The organism is Ensifer sp. 1H6 (assembly GCF_001976035.1).
GTDB lineage: Bacteria > Pseudomonadota > Alphaproteobacteria > Rhizobiales > Rhizobiaceae > Ensifer > Ensifer canadensis.
The window spans coordinates 23,062-49,289 of record NZ_MOAI01000033.1 but is presented as its reverse complement, the minus strand read 5'-3'; the positions used below and the strand labels follow the sequence as shown (position 1 = coordinate 49,289).

23 protein-coding genes and 2 pseudogenes are annotated in these 26,228 nt (G+C 61.7%); 19 read left to right on the top strand and 6 right to left on the bottom strand.

What is annotated here, in order from left to right; all coding sequences use genetic code 11:
• Positions 1-21 precede the first annotated feature (21 nt).
• From BKP54_RS28915 to BKP54_RS28895, 5 genes and pseudogenes are all read left to right on the top strand, one after another.
• Entirely contained in the window at positions 22-1,326 is a 1,305-nt protein-coding gene (locus BKP54_RS28915) for an extracellular solute-binding protein (RefSeq protein WP_245317922.1), read from the top strand.
• A 74-nt stretch (positions 1,327-1,400) separates the two neighbouring features.
• Positions 1,401-2,291, top strand: coding sequence for a sugar ABC transporter permease (locus BKP54_RS28910; protein ID WP_057204681.1), 891 nt, complete (start codon positions 1,401-1,403; stop codon positions 2,289-2,291).
• Positions 2,292-2,298: 7 nt separating this feature from the next.
• Positions 2,299-3,187, top strand: a pseudogene (locus BKP54_RS28905) (ABC transporter permease subunit).
• Positions 3,188-3,228: 41 nt separating this feature from the next.
• Positions 3,229-4,350, top strand: a complete 1,122-nt coding sequence (locus tag BKP54_RS28900) for a sn-glycerol-3-phosphate import ATP-binding protein UgpC (RefSeq protein WP_084815277.1) — start codon at positions 3,229-3,231, stop codon at positions 4,348-4,350.
• 26 nt (positions 4,351-4,376) lie between these two features.
• Positions 4,377-5,291: a TIM barrel protein gene (locus tag BKP54_RS28895; RefSeq protein WP_057204686.1), complete on the top strand. Its 915-nt coding sequence runs from the start codon at positions 4,377-4,379 to the stop codon at positions 5,289-5,291.
• A 204-nt stretch (positions 5,292-5,495) separates the two neighbouring features.
• Here BKP54_RS28895 and BKP54_RS28890 read toward each other — a convergent pair whose 3' ends face one another.
• Positions 5,496-6,347, bottom strand: coding sequence for an alpha/beta hydrolase (locus BKP54_RS28890; protein WP_084815276.1), 852 nt, complete (start codon positions 6,345-6,347; stop codon positions 5,496-5,498).
• A 325-nt stretch (positions 6,348-6,672) separates the two neighbouring features.
• Between BKP54_RS28890 and BKP54_RS28885 the strand changes: the two genes are divergently transcribed.
• The 7 genes from BKP54_RS28885 to BKP54_RS28855 all read left to right on the top strand — a co-directional run bounded on the left by BKP54_RS28885 (position 6,673) and on the right by BKP54_RS28855 (position 13,730).
• A complete protein-coding gene (locus BKP54_RS28885; protein ID WP_025429101.1) occupies positions 6,673-8,292 on the top strand; it encodes a benzoate-CoA ligase family protein in 1,620 nt (539 codons plus the stop codon).
• 1 nt (position 8,293) lies between these two features.
• Positions 8,294-9,130 carry a tryptophan 2,3-dioxygenase gene (gene kynA / locus BKP54_RS28880; RefSeq protein WP_025429102.1) on the top strand — a complete coding sequence of 279 codons (837 nt, stop codon included), beginning with the start codon at positions 8,294-8,296 and terminating at the stop codon, positions 9,128-9,130.
• A 42-nt stretch (positions 9,131-9,172) separates the two neighbouring features.
• The gene (locus tag BKP54_RS28875; protein WP_025429103.1) at positions 9,173-10,312 is read left to right on the top strand and encodes an ABC transporter substrate-binding protein; all 1,140 of its coding nucleotides are present in this window, start codon (positions 9,173-9,175) and stop codon (positions 10,310-10,312) included.
• A 93-nt stretch (positions 10,313-10,405) separates the two neighbouring features.
• Positions 10,406-11,326 carry a branched-chain amino acid ABC transporter permease gene (locus BKP54_RS28870; protein ID WP_025429104.1) on the top strand — a complete coding sequence of 307 codons (921 nt, stop codon included), beginning with the start codon at positions 10,406-10,408 and terminating at the stop codon, positions 11,324-11,326.
• A gap of 7 nt (positions 11,327-11,333) precedes the next feature.
• A complete protein-coding gene (locus tag BKP54_RS28865; RefSeq protein WP_025429105.1) occupies positions 11,334-12,305 on the top strand; it encodes a branched-chain amino acid ABC transporter permease in 972 nt (323 codons plus the stop codon).
• The gene (locus BKP54_RS28860; RefSeq protein WP_025429106.1) at positions 12,298-13,047 is read left to right on the top strand and encodes an ABC transporter ATP-binding protein; all 750 of its coding nucleotides are present in this window, start codon (positions 12,298-12,300) and stop codon (positions 13,045-13,047) included. The genes BKP54_RS28865 and BKP54_RS28860 overlap by 8 nt, the downstream gene beginning before the upstream one ends.
• The gene (locus BKP54_RS28855; RefSeq protein WP_025429107.1) at positions 13,044-13,730 is read left to right on the top strand and encodes an ABC transporter ATP-binding protein; all 687 of its coding nucleotides are present in this window, start codon (positions 13,044-13,046) and stop codon (positions 13,728-13,730) included. The genes BKP54_RS28860 and BKP54_RS28855 overlap by 4 nt, the downstream gene beginning before the upstream one ends.
• A gap of 8 nt (positions 13,731-13,738) precedes the next feature.
• Here the strand turns inward: BKP54_RS28855 and BKP54_RS28850 are convergent, their stop codons facing one another.
• The 5 genes from BKP54_RS28850 to BKP54_RS28830 form a co-directional block, all read right to left on the bottom strand.
• Positions 13,739-14,710, bottom strand: coding sequence for a pyridoxal-phosphate dependent enzyme (locus BKP54_RS28850; protein WP_025429108.1), 972 nt, complete (start codon positions 14,708-14,710; stop codon positions 13,739-13,741).
• A gap of 92 nt (positions 14,711-14,802) precedes the next feature.
• Positions 14,803-16,050 carry a kynureninase gene (gene kynU / locus BKP54_RS28845; protein ID WP_025429109.1) on the bottom strand — a complete coding sequence of 416 codons (1,248 nt, stop codon included), beginning with the start codon at positions 16,048-16,050 and terminating at the stop codon, positions 14,803-14,805.
• Positions 16,051-16,065: 15 nt separating this feature from the next.
• The gene (locus tag BKP54_RS28840; RefSeq protein WP_025429110.1) at positions 16,066-16,989 is read right to left on the bottom strand and encodes an ABC transporter permease; all 924 of its coding nucleotides are present in this window, start codon (positions 16,987-16,989) and stop codon (positions 16,066-16,068) included.
• Positions 16,990-16,994: 5 nt separating this feature from the next.
• Positions 16,995-17,774 (bottom strand): ABC transporter ATP-binding protein, encoded by a 780-nt coding sequence (locus BKP54_RS28835; protein ID WP_025429111.1) that lies wholly within the window; start codon positions 17,772-17,774, stop codon positions 16,995-16,997.
• 63 nt (positions 17,775-17,837) lie between these two features.
• Positions 17,838-18,818 carry an ABC transporter substrate-binding protein gene (locus BKP54_RS28830; RefSeq protein WP_025429112.1) on the bottom strand — a complete coding sequence of 327 codons (981 nt, stop codon included), beginning with the start codon at positions 18,816-18,818 and terminating at the stop codon, positions 17,838-17,840.
• Between the two features lie 161 nt (positions 18,819-18,979).
• Between BKP54_RS28830 and BKP54_RS28825 the strand changes: the two genes are divergently transcribed.
• From BKP54_RS28825 to BKP54_RS28790, 7 genes and pseudogenes are all read left to right on the top strand, one after another.
• Entirely contained in the window at positions 18,980-19,753 is a 774-nt protein-coding gene (locus tag BKP54_RS28825) for a GntR family transcriptional regulator (protein ID WP_025429113.1), read from the top strand.
• A 94-nt stretch (positions 19,754-19,847) separates the two neighbouring features.
• On the top strand, positions 19,848-20,372 hold the full coding sequence (locus BKP54_RS28820; RefSeq protein ID WP_225906420.1) for a MarR family transcriptional regulator: 525 nt from the start codon (positions 19,848-19,850) through the stop codon (positions 20,370-20,372).
• 220 nt (positions 20,373-20,592) lie between these two features.
• Positions 20,593-22,914, top strand: coding sequence for a bifunctional salicylyl-CoA 5-hydroxylase/oxidoreductase (locus BKP54_RS28815; RefSeq protein WP_084815294.1), 2,322 nt, complete (start codon positions 20,593-20,595; stop codon positions 22,912-22,914).
• The gene (locus BKP54_RS28810; RefSeq protein WP_084815275.1) at positions 22,911-23,687 is read left to right on the top strand and encodes an SDR family NAD(P)-dependent oxidoreductase; all 777 of its coding nucleotides are present in this window, start codon (positions 22,911-22,913) and stop codon (positions 23,685-23,687) included. The genes BKP54_RS28815 and BKP54_RS28810 overlap by 4 nt, the downstream gene beginning before the upstream one ends.
• 2 nt (positions 23,688-23,689) lie before the next feature.
• Positions 23,690-24,532 (top strand): enoyl-CoA hydratase family protein, encoded by an 843-nt coding sequence (locus BKP54_RS28805; RefSeq protein ID WP_084815274.1) that lies wholly within the window; start codon positions 23,690-23,692, stop codon positions 24,530-24,532.
• Between the two features lie 2 nt (positions 24,533-24,534).
• Positions 24,535-25,731 carry an acyl-CoA dehydrogenase family protein gene (locus BKP54_RS28800; RefSeq protein ID WP_025429117.1) on the top strand — a complete coding sequence of 399 codons (1,197 nt, stop codon included), beginning with the start codon at positions 24,535-24,537 and terminating at the stop codon, positions 25,729-25,731.
• A gap of 92 nt (positions 25,732-25,823) precedes the next feature.
• A pseudogene (locus tag BKP54_RS28790) lies at positions 25,824-26,220 on the top strand (RidA family protein).
• Positions 26,221-26,228 lie beyond the last annotated feature (8 nt).

Here is a 26,228-nt window from a genome sequence, read left to right as displayed (position 1 = left end):
ACGTTCGCACTTATCAGCCTGATGGCAACCGCCGCGTTTGGCCCTTCACCAGCAGCAGCTGAAATGACGAAATTCGAATTCTGGTACGGTCTTTCGGGTGATCTTGGAGAGCGGGTTCAGGAAGCGTGCAAGAAGTTCAACGATAGCCAGCCCGAATTCGAAATCGTCTGCACCTCGCAAAACGGATACGACACGACCCTGCAAAACACTATTGCGGCATACCGCGCCAAAAAACAGCCCGCGATCACGCAGATCTACGATGCCGGCACCCTGGACATGATGCTGTCCGGCGCGTTCGTGCCGGCCAAGAAGCTGATGGCCGACAACGGCTATACGATCGATTGGAACAATTATTTCGGCGGCATCGCCAACTATTATGCGACCGCTGGGGGCGAACTGAATTCCTTCCCCTTCAATTCCTCGACTGCAATGTTCTATTACAACGTCGATGCGTTCCAGAAGGCCGGCGTGGACTTCAAGCCCGACACCTGGGAACAGGTCGAGGAAGCGGCCCGCAAGCTGAAGGCCGCCGGCTTCGAATGCCCGCTCGCTTTCAACTTCGACACATGGCCGCTCATGGAGCAGTTTTCGGCCATTCATAACCAGCCGATCGCCACCAAGGCGAATGGTTACCAGGGGCTGGATGCCGAACTCGTCGTCAACAAGACCAAGTTCGTCGATCACGTGAAGTTCTTCAAGAAAATGGCAGACGAGAAGCTCTTCGTCGTCAAGACCAAGCAGCTTGGCATGGATACCGTCCCTGCCTTCACGTCCCAGACCTGCCAGATGATACAGACCTCGATCGCCGACCATGGCACCATCGGCAAGTCCCTTCCCGAGGGCGTGAAGTGGGATGTCGCCATGTTGCCGGTATGGAAAGGCACAGAGCGTCAGAATTCGCTGGTCGGCGGCGCATCCCTTTGGGTGCTGGCTGGCCGTCCGGAAGCGGAATACAAGGGTGCAGCAGCATTCCTCAACTACATCGCGACACCGGAAATGGCCGAGTGGTGGTCGACGGTGACGGGATACATTCCGGTAACGAAGACCGGTTTCGACGCGATGAAGTCCAACGGCTTCTACGACAAGGCGCCCTACAAGGGGCGTGAATTTGCCATCCAGAGCCTCTCGTTCACGCCGACGTCGGAAAATACCCGTGGCATTCGCCTGGGCGGCTTCACTCAGATCCGCAAGGAATTCGCAACGGCCCTCGAAGCGATCTTCATGCAGAATGCAGACGTACAGGCCGAGCTCGACAAGACGGTCGAACGTGGCAACGCAGTGCTGCGTCGCTTCGAGAAAACCTACGCCGGTCAGACGCTGAACTAAAATCTGATCCGTCGGGAGCCTGCCTGAGCGATGGCAGGCTCCCATACCTGTTCTTACGCACGGAATTTGCACACATGGACAAGCGCGCGGCCTTTCGTAGCTGGTGGCTGCCCAGCCTATTCGCCCTGCCGCAGATCATCCTGATCCTGTTCTTTTTCTACTGGCCGGCGGTCGCGGTGTTGCGCTGGGCATTCACGCTCGAACCGCCCTTCGGTGGAACTGCGGAATTCGTCGGACTTGCCAATTTCAAGGAAGTGTTCGCCGACCCGCTCTACTGGAATTCCGTTGGGGTCAGCCTGGCGTTCGCCCTTTGTGGCACCTTGGCTACGATCTTTATCGGCCTTGTTCTTGCCCTGGCGGTTGACCGCCAGCTACCGGGTTCCGCGCCCTTCAGGTTCCTCTACATCCTGCCTTACGCGATTGCGGGACCTGCTGCCGGCATGGCCTTCCGTTTCATCCTGTCGCCAGAGCGCGGGCTGATGGCATCGGTCAACGCCGCCTTTCCGGACTTCTGGAACCCAGCCAAGTATGGCAGCCATGCCCTTATTCTCGTCATCGTCGTGTTTGCCTGGAAATGGGCGGGCTACACTTTCATCTTCCTTCTCGCAGGTCTGCAGTCTGTCCCGCGGTCGCTCATCGAGGCTGCAGCGATGGACGGCTGCGGCCCGATACGCCGCGCGCTCGACATCCAGATACCGATGCTTGCGCCCACGCTTTTCTTCCTGCTCGTGATCATGATGACCGAAGGTTTCGTCGGTGCGGACACTTACGGCATCGTCGCGCGTACGACGGATGGCGGCCCGAACCACGGCACGGATGTGATGGTCTTCCGCATCGTCGAGGAGGCGTTCCGTGGACTGAACTACTCCGGCGCGTCGGCCCAGAGCCTCGTGCTCATCGGCCTCATCATGATCTTCACCTTTATCCAGTTCCGCTTCATCGAGCGCCAGGTCCATTACAAGTGAGGCAGTCATGATTCAGCGGACCCCTTTCGCAAACGCCCTCACCTATGGCGTGATGATCTTCGGCTTCCTCCTGCTGATAGGTCCCTTCATCGTCATCGTGTCGGGCGCGAGCCAAACGTTTCAGCAGGTCAACGCCATACCCTTCAGTTTCCTGCCGCAGGATCGCCTGTTTGAGAATATGAGCGCCGCCTGGACGCGGGCGAACCTCGGGACGGCGATGTTGAACAGCTTCGTGATGGCCAGCCTCGTGACTGTCGGGAAGGTCGCACTGTCAGCGTTGACTGCCTTTGCCATCGTATTCTTCCGAACCCCGCTGAAGGGCTTCTTTTTCTGGATGGTGTTCATCACGTTGATGCTGCCGCTTGAGGTGCGTGTCGTGCCCACCTACGCAGTCGCTGCCGATTTGTTTCAGCCCGTACGGCTTCTCATCTCCGCTGCGACTGGTTTCGAGGTGTCCCTCGACTGGAACCTTCTCAACTCCTACGCCGGTCTCACGCTGCCGCTAATCGCAACGGCCACCGGAACATTCCTTTACCGCCAATTCTACCTAACTCTGCCCGATGAACTAGCCGAGGCCGCGCGAATGGACGGGTCGGGCCCGGTCCGTTTTTTTTATCGATATGCTCTTGCCGCTCTCGCGCACCAACATGCTCGCTCTGACCACGATCATGTTCGTCTACGGCTGGAACCAGTATCTCTGGCCGCTCCTGATGGTGACGGACCCTGCCTATAAGACCACGATGATGTCGCTGGTCGCACTCCTGCCGGCCGACAACGGCACGCCGGATTGGAATGTGACGCTCGCCGGATCGCTGATCATCATGCTGCCCCCATTGGTCGTCGTTGCCGTCTTGCAGCGCTGGTTCGTACGGGGCCTGGTGGCCACCGAAAAATGAAACCGCTTCCCCCATCTGCAGAAAAAAAGAGGTCCGCGTTCATGGCTGACATCGCAATTCGCGCCGTGCGTAAATCTTACGGCAAGACCCCCACCTTGCATGGCATCGACCTTGTTTTTGCGTCGGGAGAATTCGTCGTGATCCTCGGCCCATCAGGCTGTGGCAAATCCACACTTCTCAGGATGATCGCGGGACTGGAGGAAATCACCGCGGGTGAGATCGCCATCAACGGACGGGTCGTTAACAGGCTTGAACCGCGCGAACGCGGTTGCGCCATGGTGTTTCAGAATTACGCCCTCTATCCGCACATGACGGTCGCGGGAAACATCGGCTATGCCCTGAAAGTCGCTGGCGTACCAAAGGCAGAGCGCCTTCGCCGCATCGAGGAGACAGCCAAGATCGTCGGGCTCGCCGACTATCTCGATCGCAAACCCGCGGCCCTCTCCGGTGGCCAGCGGCAACGGGTTGCCATGGCGCGCGCGATCATCCGCGAACCGAACGTATTCCTTTTCGACGAACCGTTGTCGAATCTCGATGCCAAGCTTCGTGTCACCATGCGCGCCGAGATCCGCAAGCTCCATCAGCGCCTGTCGGCAACGTCCGTTTTCGTCACGCATGATCAGGTAGAAGCGATGACTCTCGCAGACAAGCTGGTCGTCATGAACAAGGGCGTCGTCGAACAGGTGGGCCAGCCGCTTGACATCTACCACCGCCCAGCAAGCATTTTCGTCGCCTCCTTCATCGGTTCGCCGGCGATGAACCTGTTTGACGCTCACATCAACGTCGATGACGCCTGCCTTGCGTTCAGCGGCACGAAGATGCCGATCGACAGGGCTCTTGCCACACGCTTGGGTGAAAGACGTGTGACCGTGGGCATTCGTCCGGAACAGTGTGTTGTTGCCACTGGGGCAAGAGGCATCTCGATGAAAGTGGACTTTGTAGAAGAGCTCGGAGCTGGCCGCGTCATCCACTCGGAATTGGGTGGCCAGCCCTTTGCAGCCTGTGTCGATGAAGAGACGTACGTAAGGCCTGGCGACCGGATCGCGCTGGAACTGCCGCTTGCACATTTGCATTTGTTCGACCGAGAGACTGGTCGGCGTATCGAGCTTGAAGTCGAGCCTCGCAGTGGCCGCAATGCGCGGCAGGTGCTCGAAGCAGTCTGATCATCGCAACATCGAAGGAGATGGAAATGAACGAGTTCATATCCGCTATTGGCTTTTGCAACCGGACGGGCAAGGGAGATCTGTCAAGCCTTGACGCTTCTTTGCGCGAAATCGCCGATACGGGCGCGGATGCCTGCGAGATCGGGATCTATGGCGAGGAGATCATCAGCCGAGGTCGCCTCATCGAGGATCGGCTCCAGCGCGTCGCCGACATCACGCGCAAGTACCGTTTCAAGAAGCTTTCGCTGCACGGTCAGATCGTATCCAACTTCATGGATCGCCAGCATCACGATTTGCAGAAGAAGGTCGTGAGAGCGATGCTCGAGCTGTGCGATCGGCTCGGCGCGGGAATCCTTGTCCATCACTCCGGCGCGGCGCAGCTTGCCGCCGGAGAGAGCGCCGCTGATCTCGACAAGATGGAACGCGACGCACTCGCAGAGATGTCGGATATCGCAAAAGGATATGGGGTACGCATCGCGCTTGAAAACATTTTCACGACGGAAACGGGACAGTATCGGCAAACACCGAGCCAGGTCGCCGAAACAGTCCGTTCGATCGGCTCCGACAACGTCGTTGCGCTTATCGACTTCTCGCATGCCTACATCGAGGCCACGCATCGCGGGCTGGATTTTCGCGAGCAATTGCGGGCAATGGCACCGGTGGCAGGCCACCTGCATGTTCACGACAGTTTTGGGCTGCCCTACTCCATGAACCGCTTCTATCATCCAGCTGAGGCGACGGCACTAGGCATCGGAGATTTGCATCTGCCAATTGGTTGGGGCGATATTCCTTGGGATGACATCTTCGCCGAACTGATCTTCCTTCCAGACACGGCATTAATCATGGAAATAAACGCCGAGCGTTTTGCTGATCAGCAACCTGCGAGCCTGGAACGGGCAAGGCGTTTGGCTACCGTGGTGGGCCTTCGATCAGCTGCCTGACGAAGTTCCGGATAGCGCGTTACCATCCATGTTGATTGGTTGTCCGGCCGCACATGTGCGGCGGGACAACTGCACCATCCCTAGAAGCGCGTTCGTCAGACGGCCCGTTTGATCGCTATTACGAACCGATACAGACCGACGCACGGCGGAACTCATTCCGGCACGCCGGCGCTTTCCGGGGCGCAGTTTCTGACTTGGCAGTGATCAGAAAGCGATACTGCTCCGCTCCTCCGAAAGCAGCACCCGCGTGAGGGCGTGTCCGACGTCGGCGAGGCCGTCGATAACGTTGAAATGATGTTTGTCCGGTTCCGCGGTCGCGGCCGTTGTTGCACCCAGTCCGGTCCAGATATTGGCCAGCAGAGCGCTCTGGCGCAAGAACTCGGCCCGTTCGCCGCCCCCGACCCAGCAGGTGATGCGGGCATTTGCCATGGGGCGCAGCAGAGCCGGGCTTTCCGAAAGCGCCTCGCTCTCGTCGATCGCAAGCCTCTCGTTCATCGTGGTTGCCATGATCGGACGCAGGTCATGAACGCCCGAGATCGAGACGACGTTTCGAATCCGCTGCTGTACATGCGGCGCCAGCGGCGCGGTCGTCGTGATCATCCGGCTGACGAGATGCCCTCCGGCCGAATGCCCGGTCAAATTCAGCGGCCCATCGACCAGCTTCGAGGCCTCGTCGATTGCCGCAGCTACCTCTTCGACGATCCCAGCGATGCGAATTTCGGGGCAAAGCGTGTACGAGGGGATGGCGACGGCGTAGCCGCTGGCAACAGCGCCGGCGGCCAAATGCGACCAAAAGCTCTTATCGAGTTGCAGCCAGTATCCACCATGCACGAAGACGACAAGGCCCTTGGCTGAGCCATCAGGGAAAAACAGGTCCATGCGGTTTCTCGTCCGCTCGCCATAGCGGAGGTCGAGTTTTGCACGCCCCGCTGCCCGAAGGGCACTGCGAAAGGCTTCGGCTGGCTTGACCCACGCTTCTGGCCACAGGTCGCCACGAGCGATATTCGAGCCATTCGCATAGGCGTCGTCCCAATCGGTAATGCGGCGTTCCAGCATCGATTTAATCCTCCTAGTTTTCTCCTCAGGCGTAGCAATCGCCTGCCAGACTGGTAAACACAATGCCATCATCCAAAAAAACTTTAGGCTTGAAATAGTTTTTGAGCGGTGCGATGCTGCCCCATGTTCAGCCGAGAAGTGGAGGTCTCGCTGTGCCTATCACCATCATTGGAGTCGTCTCAGCGACGACGCGCTTCATCGGCAACGATCCGGCGACGCCCGCAACCGGTTTGCACGGCCGGGCTCCGCACGAACGCAAGAATTATAGCCGGCTTTAAAAATGCCTGAGCAACAGGCAGGAACGGAACAGGGGATTAGCCGCCACATGCTTGGACCGACTTCACACGTCGATACGTTTACCCGTGACCATCTGCCTCCGCCGGAAGAATGGCCAGACTTCCTTCTCGAAGGCTTCGACTATCCGGACCACCTTAACGCCGCCGTCGAACTGACCGACGCCATGGTCGCCAAGGGGTTTGGCGACCACACCGCCCTGATCGGCAACGGTCGTCGGCGAACGTACAAGGAACTTTCCGACTGGACGAACAGGCTGGCCCATGCGCTTGTCGAGAATTACGGAGTCAGGCCCGGCAACCGCGTGCTCATACGCTCGGCCAACAACCCCGCCATGGTCGCCTGTTGGTTGGCAGCCACCAAGGCCGGCGCCGTCGTCGTCAATACGATGCCGATGCTCAGAGCCGGAGAGCTGACTAAGATCATCGACAAGGCCGAGATCAGCCTGGCGCTCTGTGACACACGTCTGATGGACGAGATGGTCGCCTGCGCCAAGGATAGCCGCTACCTGAAACAGGTCGTCAGCTTCGACGGGACTGCAAACCACGACGCTGAACTTGACCGGATTGCACTCGACAAATCCGTCCTCTTCGAGGCGGTGCACACCGGTCGGGACGACGTGGCGCTTCTCGGTTTCACCTCGGGCACGACCGGGATCCCGAAGGCAACCATGCACTTCCATCGCGATCTGATGATGATCGCAGACGGCTACGCCAGTGAAGTCCTAGGGGTCACACCCGACGATATCTTTGTCGGCTCGCCTCCACTTGCATTCACCTTCGGCCTCGGTGGCCTTGCGATCTTTCCCTTACGCTTCGGGGCGGCAGCAACGCTTCTTGAGCACGCGACGCCCGCGAACATGGTGGAGATTATCGAGAAATACAAAGCAACGATCTCGTTCACCGCCCCTACCGCCTATCGGGCGATGATGAAGGCGATGGACAACGGCGCGGACCTTTCATCACTGCGGGTTGCAATTTCGGCCGGCGAGACACTGCCGGGCCCCGTCTTCGAGGAATGGACGAACAAGACTGGCAAGCCGATCCTCGACGGGATCGGCGCGACAGAGATGCTGCACATCTTCATTTCCAACCGGTTCGAGGACCGCAAGGCCGCCTCGACCGGGAAGCCCGTCGGCGGCTACGAAGCACGGATCGTCAACGACGAGATGCAGGAAGTTCCTCGCGGCACGATCGGCAAGCTTGCAGTGCGCGGCCCGACCGGCTGCCGCTACATGGCCGATCCGCGCCAGCGTGACTATGTCCGCGATGGCTGGAATCTCACGGGTGACGCCTTCTATCAGGATGAGGACGACTTCTTCCATTTCGCCGCCCGATCCGACGACATGATCATAACCGCGGGCTACAACATCGCCGGCCCAGAAGTCGAAGCGGCCTTGATCTCGCATCCGGAAGTCGTTGAGTGTGCCGTCGTCGGTGCACCCGACGCCGAGCGCGGCGAGATCGTCGAGGCCTATGTCGTGCTGTCGGCCGGCGTGTCGGCAGACGAGGCGACGATCAAGCGCTTGCAGGATCACGTGAAGGCGACGATCGCGCCCTACAAATATCCACGGTCGGTAAAATTCCTGGACAGCCTGCCGAAGACAGCCACGGGCAAGATCCAGCGGTTCCGATTGCGGTTGGAGAACTGAAATGAGCGAACCATACGATCCTTCCAAGGAAGGCGCCCAGATGTCGTTTAAGGGGCGCATGTCCTACAGCGACTACCTCATGCTGGAGAAAGTGCTGGACGCACAGGAGCCGCTCTCAAAGGCTCATGACGAGATGCTGTTCATCATTCAGCATCAGACGTCTGAACTCTGGATGAAACTCGCGCTGCACGAGATCAACGCGGCTGTCCGGTCGATCCGTGAAGACCGGCTGGAACCCGCCTTCAAGATGCTGACGCGCGTGGCGCGCATCTTCGAACAGTTGAACAGCGCCTGGGACGTGCTTCGCACGATGACGCCCAGCGAATACACGCAGTTCCGCGAGTCTCTGGGGCAGTCATCCGGCTTCCAGTCGTGGCAATACCGGGCGATCGAGTTCCTCGCCGGCAATCGCAACGTCGCCATGCTCGGACCACACACGCATCGTCCCGAGATCCTTAAAAAGCTGGAAGCGATCTTAGCCGCACCGTCGCTCTATGACGAGGCGATCCGGCTCCTGTCTCGCAAAGGGTTCGATGTCGGCGAGGAAGCAGACAGGACGGATTGGCGCGAAACGCGCACGGAAAGCGACAAGGTCTTCACGGCCTGGCAGACGGTCTACCGCGATCCCGAGCGCTACTGGATGCTCTATGAGCTCGCCGAGAAGCTGGTCGATTTCGAGGATTACTTCCGTCGATGGCGCTTCAACCACGTCACGACGGTGGAGCGCATCATCGGCATGAAACGCGGAACCGGGGGAACATCCGGCGCGTCCTACCTCAAGAAGATGCTCGAGGTGGAACTCTTCCCAGAGCTCTGGCATGTGCGCACAGGTCTCTGATAGAACACAACTCAAAAGGGAACCTACTAGGAGGAGAACAGCATGAACCGCATTCTGGCAGCGAGCGTTTTTGGCCTCGTGCTTGCGACGTCGAGCCTTGCCTACGCCGAGCCGGTGAAAATCGGCGTCATCACCACGCTTTCGGGCGGCGGCGCCGGTCTCGGCATCGACATGCGCGACGCATTCACGCTTGCGATTAAGCAATCGGGCAACAAGGACGTCGAGCTGGTGATCGAAGACGATGCCCAGAAGCCGGAACTTGCGGTGCAGATCGCTGAGAAGATGATCCAGGGCGACAAGGTCGACCTGATGACAGGGATCATCTGGTCGAACCTCGCCATGGCCGTCGTTCCGAACGCGGTAGCACAGGACGTGATCTATCTCTCGCCCAATGCCGGCCCTTCGGCGCTTGCCGGTGCGAACTGCAACCCGAACTATTTCAACGTCGCCTATCAGAACGACAACTTCCATGAGGCGATGGGACAATACGCCAACAAAGACTACAAGAACGCCTTTGTCCTGGCGCCCAACTATCCGGCCGGGAAGGACGCGCTGACCGGCTTCAAGCGCTACTACAAGGGCGACCTTGCCGGCGAGATCTATACCCAGGTCGGCCAGACGGACTATGCCGCAGAGATCGCCCAGATCCGCGCCTCCGGTGCCGATAGCGTCTATTTCTTCCTGCCCGGCGGCATGGGCATCGCTTTCATGAAGCAATATGCCCAGTCGGGCGTCGGCATCCCGGTTATGGGGCCCGGGTTCTCCTTTAGCCAGGACGTTCTGCCGGCGATCGGCGACGCGGCCCTTGGCGTCAAGAATTCGGCGACCTGGTCCAAGGATCTCGACAACGAAGCCAACAAGAAATTCGTCGAAGCCTTCAAGGCCGAGTACAAGCGCCTGCCCTCGATCTACGCGGCGCAGAGCTGGGATACGGCGAACCTGATCCTCGCAGCGCTTTCAAAGGCGAGCGTCAAGGACAAGGACGCCTTCCGTGCGGCGCTCAAGGCAGCGGATTTCAAGTCCGTGCGCGGCGAGTTCGCCTTCAACAACAACAACCACCCGATCCAGAACATCTACGTTCGCGAGGTGGTGAAGGAAGATGACGGCGTCCTGACCAACAAGATCATCGCGACTGCCTTCGAGCATCACAAGGATGCCTACGCCGAGAAGTGCGGGATGTAAGACTTGCACCCGTCGTCGCCCGGGTGCTCGGCTTTCATGCTGACATCCGGTCGATGATCCATGCGCCCCTCACACCAAGCTTGGACCGGTCTCTTGTTCACCGCACTCCTGATCGAACAACTGCTCAACGGGCTCCAGCTCGGCGTGATGCTGTTTCTGATGGCCGCCGGCCTGACGCTGATTTTCGGCGTCATGGGTCTGATCAATCTCGCCCATGGCTCGCTCTACATGATCGGCGCCTTCGCCTGCGCCACCGTCGCAGCCGCGACCGGCTCCTTCTGGCTGGGGCTGATCGCCAGCCTCACGGCCGCCGCCGGCGTCGGTGCGATCATCGAGGTCGCCGTCATCCGCAGGCTCTACGACCGTGATCATCTCGATCAGGTGCTTGCCACCTTCGCGCTGATCCTGATCCTGTCCGAAGGTGCGCGCTGGATTTTCGGCTCGTTCCCGCTCTATCTCGATATACCGCCCCTGCTTCAGGGCGCTGTGCCGCTCCCTGGCGGCGGTCAGTATCAGCTCTATCGCCTGGCGATCATCGGCGTCGGCATCGCGGTTGCCGTCAGCCTTTATCTACTGATCTCCAGGACCCGGCTCGGCATGCGCATCCGGGCGGGCGAGTCGGACCGCGAGATGATCGCAGCGCTCGGCGTCGATATAGGCACGCTTTACACAGTCGTCTTTGCGCTCGGCGCAGCCCTTGCAGGCCTTTCCGGCGCCTTGGTCGGGGCGCTCCAGTCGGTGCAGGTCGGAATGGGCGAACCGGTGCTTATCCTCGCCTTCGTCGTCATCGTCATCGGCGGCATCGGCTCCATCAAGGGTGCGCTCGTCGGCGCTGTGATCGTCGGGGTCGTCGATACCATGGGCCGCTTCCTGCTGCCCTCGCTGCTGGCATTGACCATGCCCGCATCGCAGGCAACCACGATCGGGGCGGCGCTGGCCTCGATGCTGATCTATGTCGTCATGGCCCTCATCCTCGCCTTCAGGCCGAGCGGCCTGTTTGCCGCGCAGTCGTGAGGTCCCGATGAACCGCGAAACGACAGTCAATCTGCTTCTGGCGCTCCTCCTACTCGGCGCACCGCTTGTCGCCGTCGGCATGGGCGAGCCCTTCTATGTGACGCTTGCAACCCGCGTCGCCGTGCTGGCGCTTGCCGCCGTCGGCCTCAATCTGGCGCTCGGGCTCGGCGGGCTGCTTTCCTTCGGCCATGCAGCCTTCTTCGGCCTCGGCGGCTATGTCGCCGGTATCCTTGCGACGCACGCCTTCAATGGCGAACCGCTGTTCGCCGACATTCCGGCAACCACGTCGATGCCACTCATCTGGATAACGGCGGTGGTGGTCGCAGGGCTCGTTGCGTTGCCCATCGGTGCGATCAGCCTGCGCACGACAGGCGTCTATTTCATCATGATCACCCTCGCCTTCGCGCAGATGATCTACTATTTCGCAATCTCCTGGCCGGCCTATGGCGGCGAAGACGGCCTGTCGATGTCGGTGCGCAACGCCTTTCCCGGCGTCAATACCGCCAAGCCCCTGCCCTATTTCCTGGTCTGCTACGCCGCGCTGATGGCAACGCTTCTCCTGTTCCGCATCGTCGAGGGTTCACGCTTCGGCAGCGCCCTGCAGGCCGCGCGACAGAACGGCACCCGCCTTGCCGCCGTCGGCATCGCGCCCTTCAACATCCGGCTCGTCGCCTTCGCGGTCTCCGCGATGATCACCGGATTTGCCGGTGCGCTCTATGCCGATCTCAATCGCTTCGTCGGCCCTTCGATGCTGTCGTGGCACATGTCGGGCGAACTGATCGTTCTCATCATTCTCGGCGGCAAGGGCCGGCTGTTCGGGCCCGTCGCCGGCGCCATGATCTTCGTGTTCTTCGAATATGTGCTCGGCGGCATCACCGAGCGCTGGCAGTTCTTCCTCGGCCTCATCCTGCTCGGCATCGTGCTTTTTGCACGCGGCGGGCTGCTGGGCCTGCTCTCGGGAAAGCCGCGCCATGTCTGAGCCCATTCTTGAAATCCGCGACCTCAGAAAATCCTTCGGCGCGCTCAAGGCCACCGACGGGGTGAGCCTTAAGCTTCACCCGGGACAAATCCATGCGCTGATCGGTCCGAACGGCGCCGGAAAAAGCACGCTGATCCACCAGATCGCCGGCTCGCTCAAGGCCGATAGCGGCACGATCCGCTTTCTCGGCCACGACATCAGTGGGCTCGACATGGCCGCCCGTGCGAGGCTTGGACTTGCGCGCAGCTTCCAGATCTCCTCGCTGGCGCAGGAGTTCTCGGCCCTTCGCAACGTCATGCTAGCGGTGCAGGCAAGCCGTGGCAGCAGCTTTCGTTTCTTTCGCCAGGTGGTCGATGACAAGGACCTGACCGAACCGGCAATGGCGATGCTGGAGCGCGTCGACCTCGCCGCGCGCGCCCATGTACCCGCAGCCGAACTCTCGCACGGAGAACGCCGGCAGCTTGAAATCGCCATTGCGCTGGCGCTTTCGCCGAAGGCCTTCCTCTTCGACGAGCCGATGGCCGGCATGGGGCCGGAGGGCTCCAAACGGCTGACGTCTTTCCTCGATGGGTTGCGCCAGCAGGCACCGATGCTGCTTGTGGAACACGACATGGACGCGGTCTTTGCGCTGGCGGATCGGATATCCGTGCTTGTCTATGGCCGCATCATCGCGACGGGCACGGTCGAGGAAATACGCAGCGACCCGGAAGTGCGCCGCGCCTACCTGGGAGAAGCCGCGTGAGCCTGCTGGAACTGAAAGGTCTCGAAACCTTCTATGGCGCTTCCCAGGCGCTCTTCGGCGTCGATCTCGATGTGCGGGAGGGCGAAGTGGTTGCGCTCATGGGCCGCAACGGCATGGGCAAGACGACGACGATCAACTCCATCCTCGGCCTCGTGCGCCCGCGCTCAGGTGTGATCAGCTTCGCGGGCAAGGCGATCTTCGGCATGCGGCCGCACCGGATCGCCAGACTCGGCCTTGGCCTCGTGCCCGAAGGACGGCGCTGCTTCCCGAACCTCACCGTCATGGAAAACCTCGTTGCCACCGCTCGTGGCAGCGAGTGGACCTTGGAGAAGGTGGTCGCGCTCTTTCCCCGCCTCGGCGAACGGCGCGACCAATATGCCAATACGCTTTCCGGTGGCGAGCAGCAGATGCTTGCCATCGGCCGGGCGCTGATGACCAATCCCAGCCTGCTCATTCTGGACGAGGCGACCGAGGGCCTGGCGCCGGTGATCCGGCACGACATCTGGTCGGCGATCCGTACGCTGAAGACGGCCGGCCAGTCGATCCTCGTCGTCGACAAGACGCTTTCGGAATTGCTACCCCTCGCCGACCGCTGCTTCGTGCTGGAGAAGGGCGCGACGGTATTCACGGGATCGCCGGCAGCGCTGACGCCGGCGCTTCAGGATCGCTATCTCGGCGTCTAAGCTTTCAGTCAGGCAGCGGGAATGCCACCACCAAGGACGACGGAATAGGCCACAGCGTCGATATTGCCGCCGGAAATCACGCAGACGATGTTTCCCTTAAGGTCCGGTCGGGCGATCGCGGCGGCAAGTGAGGCGGCGCCCGCACCTTCTGCCACGATCTTGGCCTTCCTGAACAAAAGCCGCATCGCGTCTGTCACCTCAGCGGGACTGACGGCAATGGCCCCGTCGATCAGTTCGCGTGCGACCGGCCAAAGCTGCGGGACCAGCGACGGAGCGCCGATGCTCTTGATGAAGGACGGGCGGGTTTCGATCGCCACGATCCGCCCCGCCTCAAGTGCGGCGCAAACCGGGGCGGCGCTGTCGTCTTCGACCGCAATGACGCGTGCCGGCCGGGAACCGGTCTTGATGGCACTGGCGACCCCGGTCGTCATGCTGCCGCCGCCATAGGGGGTCAGCACCACGTCGACATCGGGCAGGTCCTCGATGATTTCCATGCCGATCGAGCCGTTGCCGGAAAGCACCGCCTGATCGGTCACCGGATTGATCAGCAGTTCCGGCGCATCCGGGCTGTCCGCGCAGACAATGTAGTCCCACCAGGTCTCCGCGCTCACGAAGCGCACCTCCCCGCCAAGGTCGCACACGCCCTCGATCTTGGTCTGTGGCGCTCCGCGGTACATATAGGCGACCATCGGAACACCGATGAGGCGCGCGGCCCAGGCCATGCCGTAGGCCATATTGCCGGAACTCGTGACCGCCACGCCGCCCCGCAGAGCAGCAGGGTCGCGCGACAGCACTGCATTCAGCGCAGGGCGGAGCTTGAAGGCGCCAATCGGAGAAAGCGTCTCCAGTTTCAGGAAGATTTGCCGGTCCGAAAGTCCGAGGTCGAGCCTGACCAGCGGCGTGCGCGCGACGTGGGGAGCGATGCGGCCACGCGCCTCGGCGATTTCGTCCAATGTCGGCCGGTGTGGTGCAGCGGTCATTGCGAAAGTCCCCTGGGCGGCGCGATCTTTATCGGCGTCTCAGTGTGACGCTGCGGGCGGTATGCCGCCCGCAGCTTGTCGATGCTATCAGATCAGGTCACGGCCGCACGAACGGCAAAGCGCGCATCCTGCCATGTACCGGTGCGCAGGATCTCTTCCAGAATTTCGACCGCCTGCCAAACGTCGGCGTAGCTTACATAGAGCGGGGTGAAACCGAAACGAATCGTCGACGGCGCGCGGAAGTCGCCGATGACGTCGCGGGCGATAAGCGCCTGCATAATCTCGTAGCTGTTGGGATGGCTGAACGAAACCTGGCTTCCGCGCCTCGCGCCGTCACGTGGGCTCTCGAGCTCGAGGCCGTAGGCGCCGCATTTCGCCTCAACCAGCGTGATGAAGAGGTCGGTGAGCCGGATGCTCTTCTCACGCAACTTGGTCATGTCGACCTCGTCCCAGACGTCGAGTGCGCCCTTGAGCGCCCGAAGCGACAGGATCGGTTGCGTTCCGCAAAGGAAGCGGCGGATCCCCTCGCCGGCCGCGTAGTGCTTCTCGAAGGCAAAGGGGCGCGCATGCCCCCACCAGCCACTGAGCGGCTGGCGGATATCGCCATGGTGACGCGTCGCGGCATAGATGAATGCTGGTGCTCCGGGACCGCCGTTCAGGTACTTGTAGGTGCAGCCGACGGCAAAATCGACATCAGCGCCGTCAAGATCGATCGGCAGCGCGCCTGCCGTATGGCAGAGATCCCAGATGATCAGCGCGCCATGCTCATGCGCCTTGCGCGTCAGCGCCGCCATGTCGCGCAGTTCGCCGGACTTGTAGTTCACGTGGTTGACCAGAACCACGGCAACGTCACTGTTGATCAGGTCTTCGATCTCGGGCGCATCGACCCCTTCGAGACGCAGCGCCGCACCCGGACGCGTCGAGACCACGCCCTCGGCCATGTAGAGGTCGGTCGGGAAACTGCTGCCTTCGCTGACGATCACCGAGCGCTCCGGCCGCAGCGCCATCGCCGCATGCAGGGCCTTGTAGATGTTGATCGATGTGGTGTCGCAAACGACCGTCTGGCCGGCCGCCGCGCCAATCAGTCGGCCAACCCGGTCCCCGAGCGCAAGCGGCATCTCGAACCATCCGGCCGTGTTCCAGCTTCGGATGAGATCCTGGCCCCATTCCTCCGTCGCCGCCTTGCGGAGCTCGTCGAAGGCAGCGGTCGAAGCAACGCCGAGCGAGTTGCCGTCGAGATAGATGAGGCCCGGTGGCAGGATGAAACGATCGCGCATCGGACGTAGCACGTCGGCCGCATCCATCGCCTCGATCGCTGCAAAATCAGGAACTGCACTCATGAAGATGGTCCTTGGTTATTCACGAACGGTTTCGCGGGCGGGTGCCGGCCCGCGGCTTCGCTTGAGGCTCGGAAGAGCCAGCATGGCGAGAACGAAGAGGCCAGTCGCAAGTTTCAGATCCGGTGGTGGCATGCCGGCGGCCAGGCAGAAGGAGACGAGCTGATAGTAGACGACCGCGCCGACAAACGGGGCGGCGAGTTGGCGCAACACGCTTTGCTTTCCGACGATCGCCTCGCCGATCATCAGCGCCGCGAGCCCATTGATAAGGATGCCGAGGCCCATGTTGACGTCGGCAAAGCCCTGCGACTGCACCATCAGCGCTCCGCCTGCCGCCGAAAACGCGCCGGCAAGCCCGACGCCGCCGATCGTCGCCAGCCAGACGTTGATGCCCTGCGCTTCCGCCATGTCGGGATTGGCGCCGACGGCCCGGATCGCCGTTCCCTTCTCGGTCCTGAAGAAATGATAGAGCAGGAAGAAGACGATGAGTGCGATGAGGCCGGCGACAACGATCTTGCTTGCCGGGAAGCCCGGCTGCAGCCCTGGCACCCAGTCGAACATCGTCGGCGCCCCGAAAACCGATAGGTTCGACCGGCCCATGATGCGCAGATTGATCGAATAGAGCATCGTCATCATCAGGATGCCGGCAAGCAACGTGTGAATGCGGAATCTCAGATGGATGAACGCCGTGCAGCAGCCGGCGACAAAACCGGCGAGGAGTGCGATGGCGATCGCGGCGAGCGGCGACATGCCGGCTGCCATCAGTACACCGCAGACGCAACCGCCAAGCGGGAACGCGCCCTCGCTGGTCAGATCCGGGAAACTCAGCATGCGAAACGGGATCATGATCCCCAGCACGACGAAGGCAAGGATCAGGCTCTGGGCCAGCGTGACGGGAACGAGCGAGACGAAACTCGCGATGGTGTTTTGAATAATATCCATGATCGTCAGCTCGCCAGGAACATGCGGTCGGTTTTGACGGAGAAATGGCCGATCAGGTCCGGCACCGTCGTCTGGGCCTTGTCCTTGCCATCGATTTCGAGGCGGACGCGCCCGGCATCGAGCATGACGACCTTGTGGCCGAAATCCACGGCATGCTGCATGTTGTGCGTCACCATCAGCGTCGTCAGCTTCAAGGCTTCGACGGCGCGGATCGTTGCTTGCATGACGATGTCGGCGGTGCGCGGGTCGAGCGCCGCGGTGTGTTCGTCGAGCAACAGCAGCTCCGGCGAACCGCCGACCGCCATGATCAATGACAACGATTGCCGTTGGCCACCCGACAGTAGCTCCACGCGCGTGTCGAGACGCTTTTCAAGGCCGAGGCCCAGAAGCGACAGGCGCTCCTTGTAGGCGGTGAGTCTTGCCGCGTTCAGCCCGCGGCGCAGGGTGCGCTTGTTGCTTCGAAGCTCGGCGAGCAGCATGTTTTCGGCCACCGTCATGCTGGCGGCGGTACCGCGCATCGGGTCCTGGAACACGCGCGCAAGCCGCATGGCGCGTTTGTGCACGGGCGTCGCCGTCACGTCGTCGCCATTGATGACGATCTGGCCGCTATCGAGCGCGAGCGCCCCGGAGATGGCGTTGAGCATGCTGCTCTTGCCGGCGCCGTTCGAGCCGATGACGACGCCGAACTCGCCTGTTGCAAGGCTGAGGCTGAGGCCGTCGAGTGCGACCTTTTCGTCTGCCTGCCCCTTGTAGAAGACCTTGCGGGCCGATCTGATTTCCAGCATTGGCTCCCCCTCATAACCCATGAAGTGACGGCGCTCCCGACGCCGTCACCTATTCGCCCAAAATCAGTCGACCAGGCAGCCGCAATCGGCGAGCGATGCCGGTATTGCGATGCCGAAGGCCGCCGCCGCTTTCTTCGAGATCAGCGGCGCATGGTCCTCATAGCTCGGACGCGACGGCGCGATCGTCTTCGGGTCCTTGCCCCCAAGGATCTCCGCGGCAATCTTGCCGGCATTCATGCCGACCTGCTCGTAGTTGACGGCAAAGCTTGCCGGCACGACGCCGTCGCGCACAGCACCATCGTCGGAGTTGACGATCGGGATCTGCGCCTGGCGTGCAGCCGCCGAGACGGCGCCGATTGCCGGCTGGAGCAGGTTGGATGCGGGCGTATAGATCACGTCGGCCTTGCCGGCGAAGGAGGCAATGCGCTGCTGGATGTCGTTGACGTTGTCGACGCCAACGGCCACGACCTCAAAGCCGGCGGCCGGTGCAGCCGCCTTGATCTTGTCGAGCAGAGCCGTGTCGTTCGCCTCGCCAGGGTTGTACGGCACGCCGAAGCGCTTGGCCTCCGGAAGGAGCTTGCGGGTAAAGGCCATCACGGCAGCCACGTCCTGAAGGTCCGTCGCGCCAGTCATGCCGTCGTCACCCGCCCCCCAGGACGGAACCAGCTTCGCGGCCACCGGATCGGTGACGGCGGAAAAGACAACCGGAATACCGGATCCGGCGAGCGCCTTTTTGGCGATCTGCGAGACCGGCGTTGTGATCGTGTAGATCAGTTTCGGCTGCTCGGCCTGCAGCTTGGCAATCATCTGCGGAACAAGCGAGGCGTCGAAGTTGGTGTGGCTTTCAGTGTAAACGACATCGGTGCCCTCGACGAAGCCGTTTTCAGCCAGTGCCTTCTTGAACCCGGCGATCGACGCACTCAATTGCGGATGTTCGCCGAAATTGGCGATGCCAATACGGATCGGATCGGCAGCGGCCGTTCCCGCTCCCCACGCCAGCGCGCCGGCGACAACCAATCCCGAAAGCCAAGTCCTCTTGCTCATACATCCCTCCCAGAATTTGACGAGCGTTACCGCCCTCCTCGGCGGCGTGGGTGGATGATGGAGACGGTCAGACTTCTTGTCAAACAAATATATATATTTTCATCAGAGGCGCAGAACTATATATATTTGTATCGATGCGATGCGGGCGTTAAGGGAACTTGATGCAAGACCACGAACAGTCGACCAAAACCGAATTGGCCTACCGGCTGCTGCGACGCGATATTCTGGCGACGCGTCTCAAGCCTGGCGCGCCGATGAAGCTGAGCGTGCTGCGCGAAAGCTACGGAATCGGCTGGACACCTCTGCGCGAAGCGCTGTCGCGTCTGGAGGCGGAAGGCCTGGTCACGGCGATCAGCAACCGCGGCTTTGCCGTTGCTCCGGTTTCACGCGAGGAACTGGACGATCTCACACGCGCGCGCCTGGCCGTCGAAATGCCGCTGCTTCTCGAGTCGATCGAGAACGGCGACAGCGCATGGGAATCCGCCGTCGTCACAGCGCATTACCGGCTGTCCCGCTGCAAAGTCTCGGTCGAGCATTTCTCCGAAAGCGAGATCGACGAGTGGGACGAAAAGCACGCCGCCTTCCACGCAGCGCTGATCGGTGCGGCACGATCGAACTGGTTGACCCGCTTCCAGTCAACCATTTCCGATCAGCTTCGTCGCCACCACCGTTTCCTCAGCCTGGCCCCGACATTGAGGGCTGCCGCAGGGATGAGCAAGGGATACGAGGAAGCGGTCGCCGCCTTGCAAGACGCCATGGCGATCGAGCATCACACTGAGCTGATGGAGGCGGCACTTGATCGAGATTTCGAGCGCGCCAGGACGCTGATGGCCGACCACATCGGCTTTACCGTCAATGTCTATGTCCAATCCGAGGACGGTGGCCGTTCTCAATCTTCCGGGCACCCGTCGTTGCCGGGGGTTGCGTCCAAATGACGGCCCAACGCAGCCTGTCCAAGAGCCGGAAACATCTCTAATAAGGGCAAGGCGGCAGTATACGCCTGCAGCTTTGCGAAAGTGGACGTTTGGTATGATGGGTGAAGACAAGTTCGACATCTCGCCGGAATGGGTGGATGGCGAGACCAAGGCCCTCGAGGCTCCCGGCGATCACCGTGTCGAGCTCAGGCTCTGGCTGCGTCTGCTGACGTGCTCGACACTGGTCGAGAGCGAAGTCCGCCGGCGGCTCCGGGAAGAATTCGACTCCACGCTGCCACGTTTCGACCTGATGGCCCAGCTCGAGCGAGCGCCTGATGGCATGGTGCTGGGGGAAGTCTCTAAGCGCATGATGGTCTCACCCGGCAACATAACGGTTCTTGTGGAACGGCTGACCGAGAGCGGTCACATCAGCCGTACGACACTGCCGACGGATCGACGTGTACAGATCATCGCGCTGACGCCCTTCGGCCGCGCCGAATTCGAGAAAATGGCGGCAAGGCATTCCGACTGGATCTCCGACCTGTTCGCTGGACTTTCAGCGAAGGAGGGCGGTGTGTTGATGGACGAGCTTGCCAAGCTCAAGCGATCCATCGTTGCTGCGTTGGCCCGGAACACTTAAGGCACTGCGCCTTTCTTTCCGCCGTCTCCCGAGATTCTCCGAAACGGTTCGCCACTCGCGCACCGCACTCCGGACGCATGTAGCGTCGTCACATTTGCCGAAACAATTTTAAGCTTGAAATTTCTCTGGAACGAGTCCACCCTGCTCCTCGCAGTCCGGGATGACGGTCGACGACATCTGGACGGTGACACACGCAGCCGGAGCTCGGGAGGAGAACGACATGCGGATCGTCTGTATCGGTGGCGGGCCAGCCGGCCTCTATTTTGCGCTGCTGATGAAGCGCCAGCACCCGGAACACCGCATAACGGTCGTCGAGCGGAACCGCGCCTTCGACACCTTCGGGTGGGGGGTGGTCTTCTCGGATGCGACGATGCAGTCGATGCGCCAATGGGATCCGGAGACTGCCGAGGCGATCGAGGTCGCTTTCAACCACTGGGACGACATCGAACTGGTTTTCAAGGGCCGTAAGATCAGGACGACGGGCCACGGCTTCGTCGGCATCGGCCGCAAGAAGATGCTCAATATCCTCCAGGATCGCTGCCTCGAACTCGGTGTCGAACTCGCGTTCGAGCACGACGTCGAAAGCGACGAGGAATTCGCCGATGCGGACCTCATCATCGCCTCCGACGGCGTCAACTCGAGGATCCGCAATAGATACGCCGACGTATTCCAACCCGACATGGTCGTTCGGCCAAACCGTTATGTCTGGCTCGGCACGGACAAGCGCTTCGACGCCTTCACCTTCGACTTCCAACGCACCGAACACGGCTGGTTCCAGGCGCATATCTACCGCTTCGATGAGAACACTTCGACCTTCATCGTCGAAACCACGGATGACGTCTTTCAGGCCCATGGTCTCGACCATATGGACCAGCAGCAGTCGATTGAGTTCTGCGAAAAACTCTTTGCCGAGACGCTCGACGGCCATAAGCTGATGACCAATGCGCGCCATATGCGCGGCTCTGCCTGGCTGAACTTCGGCCGGCTGATTTGCGAGAAGTGGAGCCACTTCAACGGCAATAGCCACGTCGTCTTGATGGGGGACAGCGCCCACACGGCGCATTTCGCCATCGGCTCGGGCACCAAGCTTGCGATCGACGACGCCATCGAGCTTACCCGACAATTCGATATCCTCGGCCACGACGAAGCCAACATCCCGGCTGTGCTCGTGGCTTACGAGGAGATACGCCGGGTTGATGTCGCCCGCATCCAAAATGCGGCGCGCAATGCGATGGAGTGGTTCGAAGTCGCCGGCACGCGCTATGCCGATACGCTGGAGCCGGAGCAATTCATGTATTCGATGCTGACCCGCTCACAGCGTATCAGCCACGAGAATCTTCGCCTTCGCGACAAGGACTGGCTCGAAGGTTTCGAACGCTGGTTCGCCGAACGTGCCGGCGCCGAGCCGGCGTCGAATGGCACGGTTCCGCCGCCGATGTTCACGCCTTTCAAGCTTCGCGGCCTGACGCTCAGGAATCGCATCGTCGTTTCACCGATGGCGATGTATTCGGCGACCGACGGCGTGCCCAACGACTTTCACCTGGTGCATCTCGGTGCGCGCGCCATGGGCGGCGCAGCCCTCGTTTTTCCTGAAATGACGTGCGTGTCGCCTGACGCCCGCATCACGCCCGGATGCTTGGGACTCTGGAACGCCGAACAGACGTTGGCCTTCAAGCGCATCGTCGATTTCGTGCACCAGCAGACGCCTGCCAAGATCGGCATCCAGCTTGGGCATGCCGGAAGAAAAGGTGCGACCAAATTGGCCTGGGAGGGGATCGACCAGCCCTTGAACGAGGGCGCCTGGCCGCTCATTTCCGCGTCGGCCCTGCCTTACCTCGCGCATTCGGATACGCCGCGCGAAATGACCCGAGCCGACATGGACCTCGTCGTCGCCGACTTCGTGCAGGCGACCGGACGCGCCCGTGACCTCGGTTTCGACATCCTCGAACTGCACGTGGCGCACGGCTACCTGCTGTCGAGCTTCCTGTCGCCGCTCACCAACCTCCGCACGGACGACTATGGCGGCGACCATGCGTCCCGCGCCCGCTTTCCGCTCGAAGTGTTCCACGCGATCCGCAAGGCGTGGCCCGAGGACCGACCGATGTCGGTGCGCCTTTCGACGCATGACTGGCACGAAGGCGGCAACACTCCTGACGATGCGGCGATTTTCGCCCGCCTGTTCAAGGAAGCCGGCGCCGATATGATCGACTGCTCCTCCGGTCAGGTGGTGAAGGAAGAAAAACCTGTTTACGGCCGGCTGTTCCAGACACCATTTTCCGACAAGATCCGCAACGAGATCCAGGTTCCGACCATCGCCGTCGGAGCGATTTCCGAAGCCGACCACGCCAATTCCATCATTGCGGCCGGCCGTGCCGACCTCTGCGCAATTGCGCGTCCGCATCTGGCCGACCCGTCCTTCGTCATGCACGAGGCGTCGAAGATCGGCTATGACGGGCAGCCCTGGCCAAAGCAATACCACTCCGCCCGCGCGCAATATGTGAACAATCTGGCGCGCGCCGCAACGACGGTAGGCAAGCCATGAACCGCAGACACGCCCTCGTCACGGGCGCCGGAAGCGGCATCGGCAAGGCGATCGCGCTAGCACTCGCAGCCGATGGCCATATCGTCAGCCTTGTGGGGCGCCGCGCCGCGCCGCTCGAAGCCGTGAAAGAGGAAATCCACTCATCAGGCGGCGAAGCCCACGTCCACCATGAGTTCGATGTGACCGACCCGGCAGCGGTCGAGCAAGGCATTTCGGCTGCGATTGCGAAGAGCGGAGAGATTGCGGTTCTCGTCAACTGCGCCGGCGAGGCTCCTTCGGCGCCGTTCGAGAAAACCGATCTTTCACTCTGGCAACGAGTGCTCACGGTCAACCTGACCGGGGTGTTTCTTGTGACGCAGGCAGCCCTTGCCTCCGTGCGCCGGGCCGGCAACGGCCGGATCGTCAATGTCGCAAGCACCGCGGGCCTCACCGGTTACGCCTATGTTTCAGCCTATTGCGCCTCGAAACACGGCGTCATCGGCCTGACGCGGGCGCTGGCGCTCGAACTTGCCCGCTCCGACGTGACCGTCAATGCCGTCTGCCCGGGGTTCACCGACACGCCGCTCATCGACGGTGCGCTCGACACGATCAGCGAGAAGACTGGCCGTTCGCGCGAGGAGGCGCGCGCCAGCCTTGCCCGTTCCAATCCGCAAGGGCGCCTGGTGACGCCCGACGAGGTCGCACACACCGTCTCCTGGCTCGTGTCGGAGAAGGCAACCGCGATCACCGGCCAGGCCATCCCAGTGGCGGGCGGCGAAGTTCTCGGAGGATAGACATGACAAACCCGATGCAGGCCAAGAAGCGCGCCTTCAAAGACCATACGGCCAAGCACTTCCTGTTCGAAACGGACGCTGACGGCCGGGTCGCCACGATCACGCTCGACCGTCCGGAAAAGAAGAACCCACTGACCTTCGAAAGTTACGAGGAGCTTTGCGATCTCTTCCGGGCGCTTGGTCGCGCCAGCGATGTGCGCGCCGTGGTGCTGACCGGCGCCAGCGACAACTTCTCCTCCGGCGGCGACGTCTTCGAGATCATCGAGCCGCTGACGCGCATGTCGATGCCGGATCTGCTTGATTTCACCCGCATGACCGGCGAACTGGTGCGCCAGATCCGCGCCTGCCCGCAGCCCGTCATATCAGCCGTCGACGGCATCTGCGCCGGTGCCGGCGCGATCCTGGCGATGGCTTCCGATTTCCGCGTGGCGACGCCGGAGGCGAAGACGGCGTTTCTCTTCACCCGCGTCGGGCTGGCCGGCGCCGACATGGGCGCCTGCGGCATCCTTCCCCGCATTATCGGCCAGGGCCGTGCCGCCGAACTGCTCTTCACCGGCCGGGTCATGACCGCGACCGAGGGCCGCGCCTGGGGCTTCTACAACGCCCTCCACGAGCGTCCGTCGCTGCTTGTCGAGGCGCAGAAATTCGCACGCGGCATCGCTGACGGCCCGTGGTTCGCCCATGCAATGACGAAGAAGATGCTCGACCAGGAATGGGCGATGGGCATCGATCAGCTGATCGAAGCGGAAGCGCAGGCCCAAGCGATCTGCATGGCGACCGGCGACTTCCGCCGCGCCTTCGAGGCCTTTGCCGCCAAGGCGAAGCCGGAATTCAAAGGGAATTGAGCATGAGTTCCCATGAGACGGCTTTGCGCCCACCAACCCGCGACCATCTCGACTGGCCATTCTACGAGGATAGGCATCGCGCGCTTGCCGCCGAATTGGACGGCTTCGTTGCCGGCGGCGGTCTTGGCGAAGTCGATCACCGGGATGTGGATGCCGCCTGCAAACATCTGGTCGCAGCGCTCGGCGCTGCAGGCGTACTTCGCCATTGCGTGCCGAAGGCGTTCGGCGGTACGAGCGAAGACATCGACAGCCGATCGCTTTGCCTCATCCGCGAAACGCTCGCCTATACCGACGGGCTTGCCGACTTCGCCTTCGCCATGCAGGGGCTGGGGACTGGCGCGATCAGCCTTTCCGGCTCCGAGGCGCTGAAGCAGGCCATCCTGCCCAAGGTCGCCCGCGGCGAGTGCATCTCCGCCTTTGCGCTTTCCGAACCCGATGCGGGCTCGGATGTTGCGGCGATGGCCTGTGCGGCGCGCCGCGACGGCGACCATTTCGTGCTCGACGGCGAGAAGACCTGGATCTCGAACGGAGGCATCGCCGACGTCTACACTGTCTTTGCCCGCACCGGCGAGGCGCCCGGCACGCGTGGCATATCCGCCTTCGTGGTCTTTGCCGACACGCCGGGCTTCACGATCGCCGAGCGCATCGAGACGATTGCGCCGCATCCGCTCGCCCGGCTTTGTTTCGACAATTGCCGTATTCCGTCGTCACAGCTTCTCGGCAGCCCGGGCGAAGGCTTCAAGATCGCCATGCGCACGCTCGACATCTTCCGCCCATCCGTCGCTGGCGCCGCGATCGGCTTTGCCCGTCGCGCGCTCGACGAGGCGGTGGCACATGCGAAGAACCGCAAGATGTTTGGCGCAACGCTTGCCGACCTGCCGACCGCGCAAAGCACACTCGGTGAGATGGCAACGGCGATCGACTCCGCAGCCCTTCTGACCTGCCGCACGGCGTGGCAACGCGACGTGCAAAAGCGGCCGACGACTCGCGAGGCGGCAATGGCCAAGATGACGGCGACGGAGAATGCGCAGTGGGTCATCGACCAGGCGCTGCAGCTCTTCGGCGGTCGGGGGGTACGCGTCGGCGAGATCACGGAGCGGCTCTATCGTGAGATCCGTGCGCTGCGCATCTACGAGGGCGCGACCGAAGTTCAAAAGCTCATCATCGGCCGCGAGCTGATGAAGGGCACCGCACGATAACGGTGGCGTCACCACCTCGCTCGCCAACCACGCTTCCCTTGCATGGCCGGACGATATCCGAGCCGCACTGACGCAACATCTGGAGACAACCAATGCACACCATCCTGCAACCTGAAGGTTGGGCAAAGCCCATCGGCTATGCCAACGGCGTCGCTGCGAAGGGCCGCACTCTCTTCGTCGGCGGTCAGATCGGCTGGAACGAGCGCTCCGAGTTCGAAACCGATGATTTCGTCGAGCAGGTCCGCCAGACGCTGAAAAATGTGGTCGCGGTGCTCGCCGCCGGGGGGGGCGGAGCCGCACCACATCACGACGATGACCTGGTACTTCACCGACAAGCAGGAATATATCGGTAACCTCCGCGGTATCGGCCAAGCCTACCGCGACATCATCGGCAGGAACTTCCCTGCAATGGCGGCAATGCAGGTGGTCGCGCTGGTCGAAGACCGGGCCAAGATCGAGATCCAGGCCACGGCCGTCATCCCCGATTGAGGATTGCC